The 17871-nt window shown below is 74.8% G+C and carries 15 protein-coding genes; 5 read left to right on the top strand and 10 right to left on the bottom strand.

Translation table 11 applies throughout. From position 1 onward, the window contains the following. Positions 1–210: 210 nt before the first annotated feature. From IE330_RS17845 to IE330_RS17810, 9 genes are all read right to left on the bottom strand, one after another. Positions 211–1446: a TrbL/VirB6 family protein gene (locus tag IE330_RS17845; RefSeq protein ID WP_190137026.1), complete on the bottom strand. Its 1236-nt coding sequence runs from the start codon at positions 1444–1446 to the stop codon at positions 211–213. A gap of 248 nt (positions 1447–1694) precedes the next feature. Continuing rightward, positions 1695–3746 (bottom strand): glycosyltransferase, encoded by a 2052-nt coding sequence (locus IE330_RS17840; RefSeq protein WP_229925724.1) that lies wholly within the window; start codon positions 3744–3746, stop codon positions 1695–1697. 267 nt (positions 3747–4013) lie between these two features. Further along, a complete protein-coding gene (locus IE330_RS17835; RefSeq protein WP_190137024.1) occupies positions 4014–5657 on the bottom strand; it encodes a dipeptide ABC transporter ATP-binding protein in 1644 nt (547 codons plus the stop codon). After that, the gene (locus IE330_RS17830) at positions 5654–6706 is read right to left on the bottom strand and encodes an ABC transporter permease (RefSeq protein ID WP_229925723.1); all 1053 of its coding nucleotides are present in this window, start codon (positions 6704–6706) and stop codon (positions 5654–5656) included. Before IE330_RS17830 ends, IE330_RS17835 begins: the two co-directional genes overlap by 4 nt. Continuing rightward, positions 6703–7854: an ABC transporter permease gene (locus tag IE330_RS17825; RefSeq protein ID WP_190137023.1), complete on the bottom strand. Its 1152-nt coding sequence runs from the start codon at positions 7852–7854 to the stop codon at positions 6703–6705. The genes IE330_RS17830 and IE330_RS17825 overlap by 4 nt, the downstream gene beginning before the upstream one ends. Before the next feature lie 19 nt (positions 7855–7873). Further along, a complete protein-coding gene (locus IE330_RS17820; protein ID WP_190137022.1) occupies positions 7874–9604 on the bottom strand; it encodes an ABC transporter substrate-binding protein in 1731 nt (576 codons plus the stop codon). A gap of 212 nt (positions 9605–9816) precedes the next feature. Next, a complete protein-coding gene (locus IE330_RS40050) occupies positions 9817–9909 on the bottom strand; it encodes an Ms4533A family Cys-rich leader peptide (protein ID WP_349239331.1) in 93 nt (30 codons plus the stop codon). A 67-nt stretch (positions 9910–9976) separates the two neighbouring features. Then, complete coding sequence (locus tag IE330_RS17815; RefSeq protein WP_190137021.1) at positions 9977–11512, bottom strand: DUF3152 domain-containing protein; 1536 nt, start codon at positions 11510–11512, stop codon at positions 9977–9979. A gap of 8 nt (positions 11513–11520) precedes the next feature. After that, a complete protein-coding gene (locus IE330_RS17810; protein ID WP_190137020.1) occupies positions 11521–12573 on the bottom strand; it encodes an alpha/beta fold hydrolase in 1053 nt (350 codons plus the stop codon). A 224-nt stretch (positions 12574–12797) separates the two neighbouring features. Here IE330_RS17810 and IE330_RS17805 point away from each other — a divergent pair, with 224 nt between their 5' ends. The 4 genes from IE330_RS17805 (at position 12798) to IE330_RS17790 (ending at position 14805) form a co-directional block, all read left to right on the top strand. Further along, entirely contained in the window at positions 12798–13016 is a 219-nt protein-coding gene (locus IE330_RS17805) for a hypothetical protein (protein WP_190137019.1), read from the top strand. A 166-nt stretch (positions 13017–13182) separates the two neighbouring features. Next, complete coding sequence (locus tag IE330_RS17800) at positions 13183–13824, top strand: TetR/AcrR family transcriptional regulator (RefSeq protein ID WP_190137018.1); 642 nt, start codon at positions 13183–13185, stop codon at positions 13822–13824. A 143-nt stretch (positions 13825–13967) separates the two neighbouring features. Continuing rightward, the gene (locus tag IE330_RS17795; RefSeq protein ID WP_190137017.1) at positions 13968–14195 is read left to right on the top strand and encodes a DUF3107 domain-containing protein; all 228 of its coding nucleotides are present in this window, start codon (positions 13968–13970) and stop codon (positions 14193–14195) included. A 340-nt stretch (positions 14196–14535) separates the two neighbouring features. Further along, positions 14536–14805, top strand: coding sequence for a hypothetical protein (locus IE330_RS17790; RefSeq protein ID WP_190137016.1), 270 nt, complete (start codon positions 14536–14538; stop codon positions 14803–14805). A 154-nt stretch (positions 14806–14959) separates the two neighbouring features. Here IE330_RS17790 and IE330_RS17785 read toward each other — a convergent pair whose 3' ends face one another. Further along, positions 14960–15733, bottom strand: a complete 774-nt coding sequence (locus tag IE330_RS17785; protein WP_190137015.1) for a ferritin-like fold-containing protein — start codon at positions 15731–15733, stop codon at positions 14960–14962. Positions 15734–16235: 502 nt separating this feature from the next. Here IE330_RS17785 and IE330_RS17780 point away from each other — a divergent pair. Then, the gene (locus IE330_RS17780; RefSeq protein ID WP_373314675.1) at positions 16236–17717 is read left to right on the top strand and encodes a DEAD/DEAH box helicase; all 1482 of its coding nucleotides are present in this window, start codon (positions 16236–16238) and stop codon (positions 17715–17717) included. The last annotated feature ends 154 nt before the right edge of the window (positions 17718–17871 follow it).

The following is a 17871-nucleotide window of genomic DNA, read 5'->3' as shown; positions in this document are numbered from 1 at the left end:
GGGCGTGTCGCGGCCGCGGGGGTGCGACAGGTGTGGCGCGCCGGGGGCGGGGGCGCGCGTGGTGGGGGGCGTGGCGGGGTGCCTGGCGTGGTTGGGGCGGCGCGCACCAGGGGTGGGGCGGCGCGCACCAAAGGCGGGGCGGCGCGCACCATGAGCCAGGCGGCGCACACCGCGGCTGGGGTGGTGCACACCGTGGCTGGGGGCGTGCGGTCATGCCCCACCCCCGGCGGCGTGCGCGGAGGCGCGGCCGAGGACGCGGACGGCGCGGACGAGCAGCACCACGGCTCCGGCCCCGCAGGCGAGGGCGGGCGCGCTCCAGGTGAGCGCGGCGGTCTCCGCCGGGGACGCGAGGAAGCCGCACCCGGGCAGTCGGGCCGCGCCGACGAGGGCCAGGGGTGCCGCCTGGGCCGTGCCGACGGCCGCGTACACCAGGGCGGGGGCGCGCGTGGAGCCGTGCGCCGCGAGCATCCGGCCGAGCCACAGCAGCACGGCGAGCGCCCCGGCGCCCGCGCACACCGCGCCGCTGCCCGCGGGCCCGGCGGGATCCGCGACCAGACCCGTCACCGGGCCCGTGGCGAGGCTCGCGCCAGGGGCCGCGTCAGGGCCCGTCTCAGGGCCCGCGGCCAGGTCGCCGCCCACCGCGCCGAGCACGGAGTCCGCCCCGGCGAACGCCAGCGCCACCGCGCCCGCGTACAGCGCGACCACAGTGATCAGCAGCGGCCGTACGGACGCGGCGAACTCCGCGAGGCCCCGGCTGGCGCCGAGCCGGCGGCGGGCCCGCGCCGTGAACAGCCGCGCGCACGCCATGCCGGGGGCGACGGCTGCGGCGAGCCCGAGGACCACCACGGCCGACGGGGCCCAGGGCCGGCCGGTTCCGTCCGGCACGGTGGCGCGCAGCAGCCCGTCGCCCAGGACGGCGTACGCGAGCAGCCAGCAGACCCACGCGCGCGTGGCCGCCCCGGAGCGCGCGGCGCGCGGCGGCGCGTGCCGCAGGGCGGTGGTCAGGGGCGCGGCGAGGGCGAGCGCCCCCGCGAGTGCCTCGGCGAGCCGGACGCCGCGCTCGGGCAGGGCGAGCCCCACGACGGCGAGGGCGCACACGGCGCCCGGCAGGAGCGCGCACACGGCCCAGCGCGCGTGGAGTACGGGCCGGGCGCCCGCCCGGGAGGTGTCGTGGCCGGTGCCCGCGGCGCGCGGGTCCCCTCCGGGCGCGGTCCCCGGCGCGGTCGCCGGGGTGTCGCAGACGGCGCTGTCGCGCGGCACGCGCGCGTACATCTCCTCGGCGAGGGAGAACACGTCGCGGTGCCGGTACCGCGCGGCCGTCCGGTCGGTCATGCCGTGCGCTTCGAGCGCCGCCGCGATCTCCAGGGGGTCCACGGCGCGCTCGCACAGGGCGCGGTGGCGGTGCAGCAGCGCCTTGACGGGGTCCCCGGGCGGAGGGCTCGGCACGGCACCCGGGGCCGGGTCAGCACCACCGGAGGCCGCGCTTCCGCCCGGCCGGTCCGGAGCACGGCCCGGCCCGTCGGCGGCTTCGCCCGGCCGGTCCGCGGCTCGACTCGGCCGGTCGGCCTCCCCGGGGGCCCCGGACGCGGCCGGTCGTCCAATCCCGCGCCCCCGCGCCAGTTCGTCCGAGCGCGGGTCCCACCCGGCCGCGCCCTCAGGCGCCCGGGGCACGTCCGTCGACGGTTCGATGCGGGTCACGAGGCCGCCTCCCGCAGGTGGCCGGGCAGGCCGTGGCGGGCGGCCCAGCTCGGCCCGGCGGCGGGCGTGGAGCCGCCGAGCGCGCCACCGGGCGCTCCGGGCGCACTGGGTACTCCGGGTACGCCGAGGGCTCCGGGTACGCCGAGGGCTCCGGGTACTCCAGGTACTCCATGAGCCGAAGCGCCCCCGTACGAGGCGACCGCCGCGCCCCCGTAAGGCGCGACCGACGACCCCCGTCCGGCCGTCCACCGGCCCGGCACCGACGCCTCGGCCGGGTGCCCGAACGGCACCGGTGCGCCGGCCTCGTCGACGGCTTCGCGGCGTACCGGGCAGCGCGAGACGATCTCCAGGTACAGGCCGTGGAACGCGGCGACGTTCTGCTCGACCGTGAAGAGTTCGAGCGCCCTGGCGCGCGCCGCCGCCCCGAGGCGCGCGCGCCGCGCGGGGTCGCGCAGCAGCGCCACGCACGCCTGCGCGAGCGCCCGCGGGTCGCGCGGGGGCACCACCAGGCCGGTGCCGCCGACGACCTCGACCACCGCGCCGACGTCCGTCGAGACCGTGGCGCGCCCGCAGAGCATCGCCTCGACGAGGCCGACCGGGAAGCCCTCGACGACGCTGGAGAGGACGACCACGCCTGAGGCGGCGTACACGGCCGCGAGGTCGGGCACCCCCCGGCCGCCGCCGACCTCCTCGAAGGACACCGGAGGCACCGGGGGCACCGGAGGCACCGGGTGGGGGCCCGCGGCGCCCGTACCGCCGGCCCCGGCCGGGAAGAGCTGGGCGGCCAGCTCCCGGCAGTGCGCGAGGTACGTCGAGGCCCCCGGCCCGTCCGCGGCCGTGCCGACGACGCGCAGCCGTGCCGCGGGCACCGCCTCGCGGACCTCGGCGAAGGCGTGCAGGAGGGAGACCAGGTCCTTGGCGGGCTCGATCCGGCCGACCCAGAGGAGGGTGCCCGGGTCGCCGGGGCCCTCGCGTTCGCCGACCTCGGCGAAGCGCTCCGCGTCCAGGCCGGGGTGGACCGTGCGCAGCGTGGCGCGGTCGGCGCCGCACCGTTCCTGCCAGCGGCGGGCGTGGGCGCTGCCGGACGTGACGACGGCGGCCCTGCGGTAGGCCTCGGCGGCGAGCCTGCCGTGGAGGGCGGCGACCAGGGCCCGCGCGGGCCCACCGGAACCCGCCGCCCCTCCCCCGGGGCCCCCTCCGCCGAACCCCTCGGGCACGCGCACGCCCTCCGCGACCGCACCCGCATCCGCCCCGGCCCCGGCCCCGGCGTCGGCCACGCCAACTCCAGCCCCAACCCCAGCCCCAGCCCCAGCCCCAGCCCCAGCCAGATAGTGCGCCCGCAGCCGCACCCCGTACTCGGTGACGAGCAGCGGGACGCCCGCGAAGTGCCGGGCGAGCAGCCCCGGCAGGGCGGCGGCACCGGTGGACGTGGCGTGGCAGAGGTCGACCGCGCCGAGCGCGTCGTCGCCGTACCAGTCGAGGGACAGCGGGCGCAGCAGCCGTTCCAGCTCCGCCGCCACGGCGAGCAGGTCGGGGACGCGGGCGGCGCGTGCGGCCCGGTGCGCGCCGGGTGCCCGGCAGGCGCGCTCCAGGGCGGCCACCGCGGCCTCGGAGCGCAGGGCACCGCTGAGGGGGCCGGTGTCGCGGGCGAGGTCGGCGAGCCCGTAGAGCCCGCTGCCGAAACGGTCCGCCAGAGCGGCGGAGCCCTCCTCCGCGCCCTGTTCAGGGGGTGGCGCCGCGCCCTGTCCCGCTCCCGCGCACACCGCCGCGGCGAGCTCGCCGAAGGCCTCGGCGAACCGCCGCCCGGCGCGGCGCCGGCCCCACCGGACCGGCCGCCCGGGGGGATCGCCCCACAGGGGGGCGCTGCGTACGGCGCGGACCTGGGGCGGCAGGGCACACCGGCCGAGCGCTTCCTGGTGGGCGCTGCGGCTCAGCGCGTACACGTGGAACTCGTGCTGCCCGAGCCCGCGCACGAGCCGGTCGCACCAGAGCCGGGCCTCACCGTCCACATACGGATAGCCACCCTCCGTAAGCAGTCCGACGCGCACGTGTGCACCCCCGTTCTCCCGTATGGGGAGCCGCCGTTGGACCGACGGCTCGCAGCGGGACGAACGTATGCGGACATGCCGGTGGCGCGACGGACGGTTGTCCATCGCGCCACCAAAAGGGGTGAAGCGCAGTAACTTTCCCGCGTCGGCGGCGTTCCGCCGCGCTATGGACGGCTCACGCCGCGCCGACGGGCGCCCCGGCCCGGCGCCGTGAACTCCCGTACGGGACGGTGTTCACACGTCACCCGCACGCCGCGCGTCAAGGCGTCACACCGCGGCGAGCTCCTCGGGCACCGCCGCCGACCGTGCCTGCGCGCGGCGCGCGGCGCGCCGCTCGGCCGCGACCGCCGGGTCGAGGGCGGGCACGGCGGCGAGCAGTTCCCGCGTGTACGGGTCCCGGGGCGCGCCGTAGACCTCGTCCACGGAGCCGTACTCGACGAGCCTGCCGCGGCGCATCACGGCGATACGGTCGCTGACCTGGCGCACCACGGCGAGGTCGTGGGCGACGAAGACCAGCGCGAGTCCCAGTTCGCGCTGCAACTCGGCGAGCAGCGCGGTGACCTGGGCCTGGGTGGTGACGTCCAGCGCGGAGACCGGTTCGTCGCAGACGATGAGCCGGGGTTCGGCGGCGAGGGCCCGGGCGATGCCGACGCGCTGGCGCTGGCCGCCGCTGAACTCGTGCGGGTAGCGGTCGTAGTGCGCGGGGTCGAGGCCGACGCGCTCCAGGAGGTCGCGTACGCGGGCGCGGATGGCCCCCTCGTCGCGATCGCCCCGTGCCCGCAGCGGGTCGGCGACGGACTCGCCCACCGAGCGGCGCGGGTTGAGCGAGGAGACGGGGTCCTGGAACACCATCTGGGCGCCCGGCACGGGGCCGGGGCGCTGCTTCTCGGCGCCGCCGTGGAGCAGCCGGCCGGAGGTGGGCTCCAGGAGCCCCACGAGCATCCGGCCCAGGGTCGTCTTGCCGCTGCCGCTCTCGCCGACGACGCCGAGGGTCTCGCCGGCGCGCACGGTGAGGGAGACGTCGTCGACGGCGGTGAAGGCGCCTCTGCCGCGCCCGAACGCGCGCCGCAGCCCCTGGGCCTCGACGACGACGTCGCCGAGGTCCCCGCCGCGTTCCTCGCGGGGGGCGTCCACGCGCGGCACCGCGCTCAGGAGCCGCCGCGTGTACGGCTCGCGGGGCGCGGCGAGGACGTCGGCGACGGGGCCGCGCTCCACGACGCGGCCGTGGCGCATGACGAGGACGTCGTCGACGCTCTCGGCGGCCACGCCGACGTCGTGGGTGACCAGGAGCAGGCCCGTGCCGGTCTCCTCGCGCAGGGTGTGCAGCAGGTCGAGGATCTGCGCCTGCACGGTCACGTCGAGGGCCGTGGTCGGCTCGTCGGCGACGATGAGTTCGGGTTCGCAGGCGAGGGCCATGGCGATCAGGGCGCGCTGGCGCATGCCGCCGCTGAACTCGTGCGGGCGGGAGCGGGCCCGCCGGGCGGCGTCGGCGATGCCGACCCGGTCGAGCACGTCGACGGCACGCGCGCGTGCGGCGCGCCGCGAGGCCCCGGAGTGGGTGCGGTAGACCTCGGCGATCTGGTCGCCGACGGCGTAGTACGGGTCGAGCGAGGACAGCGGGTCCTGGAAGACCATGGCGGCGACCGAGCCGCGCAGCCGCCGCAGTTCCTGGTCGCCGGCGGCGCCGACGTCGACGCCGCCGACCCGGACGGTCCCGGTGACGCGCGCCCCGGTGTCCCGGTGCAGGCCGAGGAGCGCGGCGGCGACGGTGGACTTGCCGGAGCCGGACTCGCCGACGAGGGCGAGGGCCGCGCCGCGCTCCAGCGTGAAGGAGACCGCGTCGACGGCGCGCACGTCGCCGAAGCCGACGCTCAGGCCGTCCACGCGCACCAGGTGTTCGTCGAGGCTCATGCGAGCACCACCCGTCGGTCGGCCACCGCGTACAGGACGTCCGCGACGGCGTTGGCGAGGACCACGAAGAAGCCGGTGACGAGGACCATGCCGACGACCACCGGCAGGTCGACGACCCGGACCGCCTGCACCAGCTCGCGGCCGAGCCCGGGCAGGCCGAACAGCGTCTCGGTGAGCAGGGCGCCGCCGAACATCGTGCCGAAGTCGTTGGCGCTGAGCGCGATGACGGGCGCGAGGGCGCCGCGCAGCGCGTGCCGGCCGATGACGGAGCTCTCCTTGACGCCGTACGCGCGGAAGGTGCGCACGTGGTCCTCGGCGAGGGTCTCCAGCATGGCGGAGCGGGTCAGGCGCGCGTACTTGGCGGACTCGATGAGGGCCAGCGACAGCCAGGGCAGCAGCAGGTTCCACGCCCACTGCTGGGGGTCGTCGGTGAACGGCACGTACTGCGGGAACGGCAGCCACTGGAGCTGGCCGCAGACCACGATCATCAGGAGCAGGCCGATGACGAACACCGGGGTGGCGGTGCCCGCGAGCGTGACGGCGGTCAGCACGCGCTCGGTGAGGCGGCCGCGCCGCCAGGCGGACAGCACGCCGGTGCCGACGCCGAGGATCAGCCAGAGCACCATGGCGCCGAGCGCGAGGGAGCCGGTGACCGGCACCTTGTTCAGGATCAGGTCGGTGACCTGCTGGTCCGTCTGGTACGACAGGCCGAGGCAGGGCGCGTCGCAGTGCAGCACGCCGGTGCCGGTGGAGTAGTCGTGGCCGGCGACGATGCCGCGCAGGAAGTCCACGTACCGCGTGTACAGGGGGTCGTCGAGCCTGAGCTGCTCGGCGACCTGGTGCACCTGGGCGGGCGAGCAGCGCGGGCCGCAGGTGATCTGGGCGACGTCGCCGGGGGCGACGTAGAAGACGGCGTAGATGACGACGGACAGGACGAAGAGGGTGACGACGGCGCCGACGGCGCGGCGCGCGACGAAGCCCGTGAAACCGGTGAGGCCGAGGCGGCCGGTGAGACCGGTGCGGCCGGTCGGGCCGGAGGTGCGCATCATGCGGAGGCCTCCCCCTTCTCGGCCCGGTCGACAGACTCGGCCCGGTCGACCTGCTCGGCCCGGTCGACAGGCTCGGCCCGGTCGACCTGCTCGGCCCGGTCGACCTGCTCGGCCCGGTGGGTCTGCTCGGCCCGGTCGACCCGCTCAACCTGCTCGGTCTTCCTGGTCCGCTTGGCCCCCACCCGCAGGCGGGAGGCCGCGCGCGGGTCGAGGGCGGTGCGGACGCCGTCGCCGAGGACGGTCAGGGCGAGCACGGTGGTGAACAGCGCGGCGGCGGGCAGCAGCAGGTACTGCGGGGCCGCCTGGTACCAGACGTCGGCGGAGGTGAGCATCTGCCCCCAGGACGCGGTGGGCGGCTTGACGCCGACGCCGAGGAAGGACAGGGCCGCCTCGACGACGATGTTCGTGGGGAAGAGCAGCGCCGCGTACGTGATGACGGGCGCGGCCAGGGCGGGCAGCAACTCGCGGCGGGCGACGCCCACCGTACGCCAGCCGCTCAGCCGGGCCGCCGCGACGTGGTCGAGGGACTTGAGGGTGATGGTCTGGGCGCGGACGAGTTTCGCCATGCCGCCCCAGCCGACGAGGCCGACGACGAGCGCGACGAGGACCGGGCGCGGGAAGCCGCTCGGCACGACGGCGAGGAGCCCGAGCGCGAGGACCATCAGGGGCAGCGCCACCATGACGTCGGTGGCGCGGCTGAGCGCGAGGTCCACCCAGCGGCCGCCGAGCCCGCTGGTGAGCCCGACGGCGACGCCGAGCACGACCTGGAGGAACGTGGCCACGAGCGCGACGCCGAGCGAGACCCGGGCGCCGTACACCAGGCGGGCGAACAGGTCGCGGCCGGTCTGCGGCTCGACGCCGAGCCAGTGCTCGGCGCTCACGCCGCCGAAGGAGCCGACGGGCACGCCGCCGCGCGCGGAGTCGACGAGTCCGGGGTGGTACGTGGTGGGGTCCTGGCCCTCCAGGGCGGTGAGCAGCGGCGCGGCGAGCGCGACCAGGACGAGCAGGGCGACGACCGCGCCCGCGACGAGGGCGGCGCGCCGGGTGCGCAGCCGCCTCCAGAACTGACGGGCCCCGGAGGTGACGGGAGCGGCCGCCGTGACGGCGCCCGCTCCCGCGCTCTCCGAGGCCAAGAGGGCCTCACTCATGGCTGTGACCTGACCGGCCCTACTTGACCGCGACCTGGGACACGTCGAGGACGCCGGTCCAGTCGCTGATCACGACGTTCTTGACGTCCTTGCCGTACAGCCGCTTGTAGACCGGGTGGAACAGCGGGACGTTGACGGCCTTCTCGCCGATCTTCTTGTCGAGGGCGCCCCAGCGCTTCGCGGCCGCGGCGTGGTCGGTGAGCTCGTTGATCTCGTCGATCTCCTTGTTGACGGCCTTGTCGTCGAGGAAGGAGGAGTTGAAGTTGTAGCCGTCCTTCACGATCTGGCGGCCGTCGAAGATCGGGGCGAGGAAGGGGCCGCCGGAGGGCCAGTCGGCGCCCCAGTGGGCGAGGAAGAGGCCCGGCTCCTCCTTGGCGTCGTGGACCTTGTCCTCGTAGTCGTTGTCCTCCAGGCCCTGGAGCTTGACGGTGATGCCGGCCTTCTTCAGGGCGTCCTGGAGGGCGGTGGCGATCTCCGGGCTGGTCTCGAAGTTCTTGGCGTTGGAGTGGGTGAGGGTGATGGTCAGGCCGTCCTTGTGACCGGCCTCCTTCAGGAGTTCCTTCGCCTTCTCGGGGTTGCCGGACGCGCCCGCAGGGAAGTGGTCGAACTTCTCGTACCCGAAGGCCTTCTGGTTCGGCAGGAAGGTCGTGGCGGGCTCGGCGAGGGAGGAGCCGCCCGCGGCGTTGACGACCGAGGAGCGGTCGACGGCGTAGGCGATGGCCTGGCGGACCTTCGGGTCGTCGAAGGGCTTCTTCTTCGGGTTGAAGGCCAGGTAGTTGGTGTAGCCGAAGTGGCCGGTGCCGACCTGCGCGGCGAGCTTCTTGTCGCCGGTGACCTTGGCGAGTTCGGCGGGCCCGAGGTTGGTGTCGGTGGTGACGGCCGCGGCGTCGGCGCCCTGGCTCGCGGAGAGCCGCTGGTTGATCACGGAGGAGTTGAGGCCGGAGCGGACGTCGATGGTGTCCGGGTAGGCCTTGCGCTCGGCGTCGGTCTTCGCCGACCAGTGCGGGTTGCGCTCCAGGCGCAGCCGCTCGCCGCCGTTGGTGTTCTCGACGACCTTGTACGGGCCGGAGGAGACGGGGTGCTCCTCGTACTTGGTGCCCTTGTCCTTGGCCTTCGGGACGGGGGCGAACGACGTCTGGGTGGCCACGTAGTCGAAGTCGCCGACGGGCTTGTTCAGATGGAAGACGATCGTCCGGTCGTCCGGCGTCTCGACGGACTTCAGGCCCTTCTTGTCCTTGTAGGGGCCTTCGTACGTGGCGCCGCCGATGAGCCAGTCGCGCAGGAAGGGCGCGCCGCCGGAGAGTTCGGCCGCGAAGGAGCGCTCGATGCCGTACTTGATGTCGGCGCTGGTGATCGGCGAGCCGTCCTCGAACTTCAGGCCCTGCTTGAGCTTGTACGTCCACACGGTGGCGTTCTTGCTCGGCTTGCCGAGGCTCTCGGCGAGGTCGGGTACGACCTTGGTGCCCTCGGCGCCGTCCTCGCGGTTGCGCGTGGTCAGGGTGCGGAAGACGAGGCTCGGCACGTTGCCGCCGCCGGAGGTGTACAGGCGGGCGGGGTCGAAGTTCTTCTGGGGGTCGCGGTTGAGGATGGTGAGGGTGCCGCCCTTCTGCGGCTTGCTGTCACCGCCCGCGTCGTTCTTGTCCTCGGGTCCCGCGCAGGCGGCGGCGCCCGAGGCCAGCACGACCAGGGCGGCGGACGCCGTGACCAGGCGGCGGGATATGACGGACGGTGAGCGACGCAGGCTGCGCATCGGAGTGCCTCTCGGAAAGCGGAAGGGAAGAGCGGAAAGGACGAGAAAAGGGGGGAAGGGCGCGAGGGGGCCCGCCACGGGCGCGCACACCGATGACCGCCGGTCCACCATGTGGACGATGGTCCGCATCGTGGACGGCGCACGGAGCGCGGCCACACGCGGGACGGCACGGGGAAAAGGGAGGAACGCGACGCACGCGCCGGAGGCGGGCGTCAGCGACAGTGAATGTCGGCCACGCAGAGCGCGGTCACGCCGAACAGCGCCAGCTCAAGGGCGGCGCTCGGGGAGGCGTGACGGATCGACATGGGGAGAAATATGGACGATGTCGCGTGTCATGTCAACGCGACGTCTCACACTCCGAGCCGAGGCGTCTCACTTTTCGGGAAACGCCCAGGGGTTGGGCTTGCAGTGGATGCCGTCGTGGTCGAGGAACTTGGTCTGCTGCTGCATGACCGGGGCCAGCTCACCGTCCCGCCGGCAGTCCACGTGGCCGTGTCCGAGCCGGTGCCCCACCTCGTGGTTGATCAGCATCTGCCGGTACGGGTGGATGCGGTCGCCGTAGGTCTTGGCGCCCTGCGCCCAGCGGTAGGCGTTGATCATGACGCGGTCGGTGGCGGCCGAGTCGCACGACACGTTCTGCTGCAGGGTGTCGAGCCCCGACTTCGCGCACCACTTCGCGGTGGTCCCCGGGCTCGCCAGCGTGATGACGAAGTCGGGCCGCCCCGAGGAGATCCGCTCGAAGGTGCGGGCCCCGCCGTGGGCCCAGCTCCGCCGGTCGTTCAGGGTCTTCTGCACGGCCTGCGCGAACAGCTCGCCGTCCAGGCCCATGCCCTTCTCGACGTCCACGCGGTAGCGGAACTTCCGCCCCTTGCCCGGCCCCCGGTCGAAGCCCGCGATCGCCGCGAAGTCCCCGGACGCGGTGAGCTTCGCGTCCAGCGGGTACTTCCTGCCCATCTTCTGCTCGTACGTCTCCGGGGTCGGCGAGTCCGAGGGCGTGGGCCGGTTGTCCGAGCGCGAGGCGGAGTCGCGGGCGTCGCGCCCGCCGCCCCGCTCGTCGTCGGCGGCCCGCGTACCGGGCCCCGAGCCCTTGGCGTCCCCGGCGACCTGACCGGCCACGACGACGGCGAGGGCGGTGGTGACGGCCGCGGCGTCGATCCCGGTGACCGTACGGACCCGGCCGCGGCGGCGCGGCGGGGTGGCGTCGGCCACGGCGCCCGGCGCGCCGGTGTCCGTGCCGTCGCCGTCGTCCCCGGCGTCGGTCCCCCACGCGGTCACGGACGCGTACGGGTCGCGGGGGCGGGGGGCGCGGCTCACCGGCTCGGCCCCTGCCGCGTACACATCCGCGCCCTCGAAGCCGTCCGGGGCGCCGAGGGCGTCGAAGGCAGCGATGTCCTCACGTCTCGGCCCCGACACGCGCGACACCGCTCCCCCCGCGCGGGTGCCGGACCCGCCGGTCTTCGGCGCGGCGCCGCCCACCGTGCCCCAGCCGCCCCCGGGTTCACGCTGCTCCGGGTGGCCGCCGCGCACCCGCGGGACCCCGCGGGGAGGCGTGGCCGGGGAGGCCTGGTGTGCGGGGGTGCCGTGCGGCGGCGTCCCGTGCCCGAACGTTCCGTCACCGGGGGTGCCGTCCTCCTTCGCGCCGCGCACGGGGGTGCCGTGGGCGGGGGTGCCGTGCGCGGGTGTGCCGTGGGCAGGGGTGCCGTGCGGCGGTGTCCCATGTTCGGGGACGGCGCCCGGCGGTGTCCCGTAGGCGGGCGTCCCGTGCGCGGGCGTGTCCCCCTGGGAGGTGCCGCGTCGGCGGCGGCCGGTGCCGACAGGTCCGGGAGGGCTCGCCTGGGCCCGGGGTATGCCGGACGCATCGGCGGTGTCTGCGGTGTCGGCCGGGCCCCGGCGGCTATGACGTCCCACGCGGCGCCTCAGCTCCTCGTACCCGGTTCACGGCGGTCCTTCGTACCCGGCTCACGGCGGTCGTCCGTCACACCAACACCATCGCGCACCTCATGGGGATCGCTCAACTCACCCGTATCAGCCAGGAGTTCGCGGATCGCGGCAGCCACAGCGGCCGGCTCCTCCATCATCGCCACGTGCCCCGCCTCCGGCAGCGTGAGCAGCCGCGATGCGCGGAAGGCCGCGGCGGCCCTGCGCGCCATCCGGTACGACACGAGCTGGTCCCGGCCGCCGTAGACGAGCAGGGTCGGCGCGAGCACGCGCTCGGCCTGCCGCCACAGGCCGTGCTGGCCGCCGAGGGTGTACGCGTTCACGATGCCGCGGGCCGTGCGGGCCATGGCGTCCCAGAAGTAGGGGTGCGCGAGCCGGCGCTCCATCTCCCGCACGGCGACGGCGAACGCCTCCGGCGAGACCTTGGCCGGATCGCCGTAGCAGAGCTCCATCACACCGCGGACGCGCTGCTCCGGCGTCCAGTCCTTGGTGAGCCGGGTGAAGAGGGCGGCCACGCCGGGCAGCGCCAGCAGGCCCGTCGGCACGGCGGTGCGCTGCACGCGCAGCTCCGGCAGGGCGGGCGAGACCAGGGTGAGGGTGCGCACCAGGTCGGGGCGGACCGCGGCCACGCGGGTGCATATGGCGCCGCCCAGGGAGTTGGCCACCAGGTGCACGGGGCCGCGGCCGCGGGCGTCCAGCAGGCGGATGACCGCGCGCGCGTGCCCGGTGACCGAGTAGTTCCCGTCGTCCGGGGGCGGCGAGTCGCCGAAGCCCGGCAGGTCGAGCGCCTCCCCGTCCACGACGTCCGTGAGCAGCGGCATCAGCGCCGACCAGTTCCGCGAGGAGCCGCCGAGCCCGTGCACGTACAGCGCGGGCGGCAGGCCCGGGGCGGCGCCGGGCCGGGCGCGCACCGAGAGCGTGAGGCCGGGCAGCGCGACCGTCTCCGTGCGCTCGCCCTCCGTGCCGCTCACGACACCCGGCTTGGGGGCGGCGGTGGCGGCAAGCACGTGCGGCAGCTCGGTCGAGGACATGCGGCAATGTTACGAGACGATCACGCCAGGGATCACGTGTTCGGGGTCACAGGTACCGTTCGGGTCGCGTAACAGATCGCGTAGCGGCCCTGCCGGGTGTTGCCTACGCTCAGAGGGAACTCGCGGGTAAGAGGCGCGAGCGGGGCACTCGTACCGCAGGCCGTTCCGCACGGGGACCGACGTCCCGGGCGGAGGAGATCAGAGATGAGCCGAGGAGTTCCCACATGACCGTTGACCCGACCGACCCGGACACGTTCGAGACCGAGGAGCCCGAGGGCGGCCTCGGCCAGGAGACGCCCGAGGCGGACGCGGCCGAGCAGCACGCGGAGCTGGCGCCGCAGCGGGACGAGCCGTTGCGGGACGTCGACCCGGAGGCCGGCAACGTGGCCGACCTGGCGGAGCAGGCCCGCGTCGTCGACCTGGACGAGGACGACTACCGCTGAGCGGGGCGCACGTCCGCGGAGCTGCCCGTGTTCGCCCTGCTACGCACCGCTTCCGCGGGCATCCAGTCCGTGAAATTCTGCGCTCGCACCGCGCACATCACAGTTACCGAAAAGTACGATGGCGGCGCGGCGCACACCGCGACTAAGGACGATTCTGGGAGGCGGCGTGACAGCCATCGAGCAGACAGAGGCGGCACGCCCGCGGGGCACTCGCCTGCCGCGCCGTGCCCGACGCAACCAACTCCTCGGCGCGGCCCAGGAGGTCTTCGTCGCGCAGGGGTACCACGCTGCCGCGATGGACGACATCGCCGAGCGGGCGGGCGTCAGCAAGCCGGTGCTCTACCAGCACTTCCCGGGCAAGCTCGACCTGTACCTGGCCCTGCTCGACCAGCACTGCGACAACCTGCTGCAGGCGGTGCGCGCGGCCCTGGCGTCGACGACGGACAACAAGCAGCGCGTCGCGGCGACGATGGACGCCTACTTCGGGTACGTGGAGGACGACGGCGGCGCGTTCCGGCTCGTCTTCGAGTCGGACCTGACCAACGAGCCGGCGGTCCGCGAGCGCGTGGACCGGGTCACGCTCCAGTGCGCGGAGGCGATCTGCGAGGTCATCGCGGAGGACACCGGCCTGCCCACGGCCGAGGCGATGCTGCTGGCCTCCGGGCTCGGCGGCCTCGCCCAGGTGGTGGCGCGCTCCTGGCTGCACAGCGACGGCGGCGTGCCGCGCGAGAAGGCCGTGCAGCTCCTCACGTCGCTCGCCTGGCGCGGCATCGCGGGGTTCCCGCTGCACGGGGCCGAGGGCCACTGAGGCCGGCGGGCGCCGGTCCGCTCCCGCCGCGTGTTCGCTCCTGGCGTGCGCGGCCGGAGCCGTCCGCGTCCCCTCACCGGGCTAATCTGTGCTGGTACGGCGCGGGCGGCCGCGCACATCACTGACCGGCGGAGGGACAAAGCGTGGAGGTCAAGATCGGCGTGCAGCACGCGCCGCGCGAGATCGTTCTGGAGAGCGGTCAGAGCGTCGAGGAGGTCGAGAGCGCGGTGGCCGACGCCCTGGCGGGCAAGGCCCGGCTGCTGACCCTGGTGGACGACAACGGCCGCAAGGTCCTGGTCCCCGCCGACCACCTCGCGTACGTGGAGATCGGCCAGCCGACCCCGCGCAAGGTGGGTTTCGGCGCGCTGTAGGACGCACAGCCAGGCGCGCCGGCAGGGCGCGCGGAGAACGGCCCGGTGGGTGACCCACCGGGCCGTTCTCGTGTGTTCACTCCCTGTTCATCCGGCGTACGGGGACCATCGGTGCGAACCGGACATGAATGGGGGTGGAGGGTTGCGTTCCGAACGCCGGGGGTAGACCGGCTAGGACCGATTTGCCCCACGATTCAGCCCCCACGATCCACACACGGATCACACGATCCACACCGGCCACACGATCCGCACGGCCCCGCAGTGCACCGCACCGCACCGCACCGCACCGCACCGCACCGGCCGCACGATCCGCACCCGGCCATGAGGGAGGGAACACACCGTGATCCTGGAAGCACTCGGCTCCGCACTCCTCGGCCTGGCCCTCGCCTGGGCCACGGTCCACCGCCTCGCCCACCGCCTGCCGGCCCGCGCCCTGGTTCTGGGGACCGGGGTGGGCGGGGCCTTGGTCGGCGCGTTCATCACGCACATGGCGCTCGGCTCGGGCCGGGCGCCCATGACGCTCCTGGGCGCCCTGGCCGTCTCGACCGCGCTCCTCTCCCTCCTCCTCCGCCCCGACCCCCGCCTACGCCGCCACCAGGCCCCGGCGTAGGTCCGCACGCGCAAGGCGAGGCCCGCACGGGTGGGCGGGTGGGAAAAGGAACGCACAACGGCGGGAAAGCGCTACGCGCCCGGGCCGCAGGTCGAAGCAGGGAGCCACGGGTGGGCGGGCGGGAAGGAAAACCCCGCCCAAGGCCAGAGGCCAGCTACGCCGCGAGCCCCAGCGCAGCCATCCGCTTAGTGTGCGCCTCCGTGATCCGCGAGAACATCCGCCCGACCTCCGCGAGGTCGAACCCGTCCGCGACCCCGCCGACCAGCATGGTCGACAGCGCGTCCCGGTCGGCCACCACCCGCTGGGACTGCGACAGGGCCTCCCCCATCAGCCGCCGCGCCCACAGCGCGAGCCGCCCGCCCACGCGCGGGTCCGCCTCGATCGCGGCGCGCACCTTCTCCACCGCGAAGCTCGCGTGGCCGGTGTCGTCCAGGACGCCGAGGACGAGCCCGCGCGTATCGGCGTCGAGCCGGACCGCGACCTCCCGGTAGAAGTCACTGGCGATGGAGTCGCCGACGTAGGCCTTGACCAGGCCCTCCAGCCAGTCGGACGGCGCGGTCTGCCGGTGGAAGCCGTCGAGCGCGGCGACGAAGGGCTCCATGGCCTCGGTAGGCTCCACGCCGATCGCCGCGAGCCGGTCCCTGAGCTGCTCGAAGTGGTGGAACTCGGCGGAGGCCATCTTCGCCAGCTCGGCCTTGTCGGCGAGCGTCGGTGCCAGCTTGGCGTCCTCCGCGAGCCGCTCGAACGCCGCGAGTTCCCCGTAGGCGAGCGCGCCGAGCAGGTCCACGACCGCGGCGCGGTACTGCGGGTCGGCGGAAGCTTTCGCCCAGTCCTGGGCGGCCACCCCGGTGGGGGCCTCGGCGGCCTCGGCGTCGGCTGCGTCGTTCGCGGGCTGAGCGGCGTTGTCAGGCGTCTCCATGAAGCGCACAATAGCCCGCCTGCCCGGTGGCGGAAGGCCCTGGTCAGCCACTGTGACGCCATCGACGTACCGCCCGCTACGGCGGACGCGGACCGGCCCCGCGCGCGGGGGCGCGGGACGAGTGACGCAAATCGCCGGACACGCCTGCGGGATTCCGGGGTACAGTGGTAATGCGCCCGCCGAGTATGTCGACGGGCCGCATGAATGAGGATGCCCGGTCGGTGGCCCGATCGGCTCCGACCAGACAGCCCTCCAGGGCCGGGCGCACCGAGCGCGCGGCATGCGGAGGGACCCCCTCAGCGGTGTGAGCGCTCGAGCGTCGGCAGTGGTCCCGTGCCACCCGGTTCGCCCGGCTCGATCCAACAGGCGGCCGGCAGTCCCCGGCACGGTCACGACCCCCAGCGTTCGCCTCGCGCCGCGGCTCACAGAAGAGGCCATAGCCCTGACTACGACTTTCCGGGATCTCGGGATCCTCCCCGAGACAGCCGAGGCCCTCGAGGCCGTCGGCATCGTGAACCCCTTCCCCATCCAGGAGATGACGCTCCCCGTCGCCCTCTCGGGCACCGACGTCATCGGCCAGGCCAAGACCGGCACCGGCAAGACGCTGGGCTTCGGTCTTCCGCTCCTCGAGCGCGTCGTCGTCCCCGCCGACGTCGAGGCGGGCCGCGGGACCCCCGACGACCTCACCCAGGCCCCGCAGGCGCTCGTCGTCGTCCCCACCCGCGAGCTGTGCACGCAGGTCACCAACGACCTGCTGACCGCCGGCAAGGCGCGCAACGTCCGCGTCCTCGCCATATACGGCGGCCGGGCGTACGAGCCGCAGGTCGAGGCCCTGAAGAAGGGCGTCGACGTGGTCGTCGGCACCCCGGGCCGGCTGCTCGACCTCGCCGGGCAGCGCAAGCTCGACCTGAAGCACGTCAAGTGCCTGGTCCTCGACGAGGCCGACGAGATGCTCGACCTGGGCTTCCTGCCCGACGTCGAGAAGATCATCAACATGCTGCCGGTGAAGCGGCAGACCATGCTGTTCTCCGCGACCATGCCGGGCGCCGTCATCGGCCTGGCCCGGCGGTACATGTCGCAGCCCACGCACATCCGCGCCACCGCGCCGGACGACGAGGGCCAGACCGTGGCGAACACCGCGCAGTTCGTCTACCGCGCGCACTCCATGGACAAGCCGGAGATGGTCGCCCGCATCCTCCAGGCGGAGGGCCGCGGCCTGGCGATGATCTTCTGCCGTACCAAGCGCACGGCCGCCGACATCGCCGAGCAGCTCGAGCGGCGCGGCTTCGCCTCCGGCGCGGTCCACGGCGACCTCGGCCAGGGCGCCCGCGAGCAGGCCCTGCGGGCCTTCCGCAACGGCAAGGTCGACGTGCTCGTGTGCACCGACGTCGCCGCGCGCGGCATCGACGTCGGCGGCGTCACGCACGTGATCAACTACCAGACGCCCGAGGACGAGAAGACGTACCTGCACCGCATCGGCCGCACCGGCCGCGCGGGTGCCTCCGGTACGGCGATCACGCTGGTCGACTGGGACGACATCCCGCGCTGGCAGCTCATCAACAAGGCGCTCGACCTGGACTTCGGCGACCCCGTCGAGACGTACTCCACGTCCGAGCACCTCTTCGCCGACCTCGGCATCCCCGCCGGTACGAAGGGTGTGCTGCCGCGCACCGAGCGGACCCGGGCGGGGCTCGACGCGGAGGAGCTGGAGGACCTGGGCGAGCCCGGTGCCCGGGGCGCGAAGGGCCGCTCGCGCGGTCGCGGGCGCTCTGGCGCTGCCGCCGCCGAGGAGACCGAGGCCGAGCGGGCCGCCGCCCGGGGCGAGCGCAGGCGCCGCCGGACGCGGGCCGGGGCTCCGGTCGCCGGTGCCGCGGAGGGTACGGCCGCTGTCGCGGAGGCCCCGGCCTCCGCGCCCGCCGAGCCCGCTGCGGCGGCGCCTCGGCGGCGGCGGCGTACGCGGGGCGGCAAGGCCTCCGAGGCCGCGGAGCAGTAAGCCCCTCCGGGGCTCTCTCCCACCCGCCCACCCGTTCCACCCCGGCTTTGGACGCCCGGCCCCGACGCACTGCGCCGCAGCCGGGCGTCCGGCTTTCCGCCGCTACCGCGGCGGTGTTTCCCACCCACCCACCCGTTCCACCCCGGCTATGCCC

This window comes from Streptomyces longispororuber (assembly GCF_014656095.1).
Lineage (GTDB): Bacteria > Actinomycetota > Actinomycetes > Streptomycetales > Streptomycetaceae > Streptomyces > Streptomyces longispororuber.
This window is presented reverse-complemented; position numbering and strand designations above follow the sequence as displayed.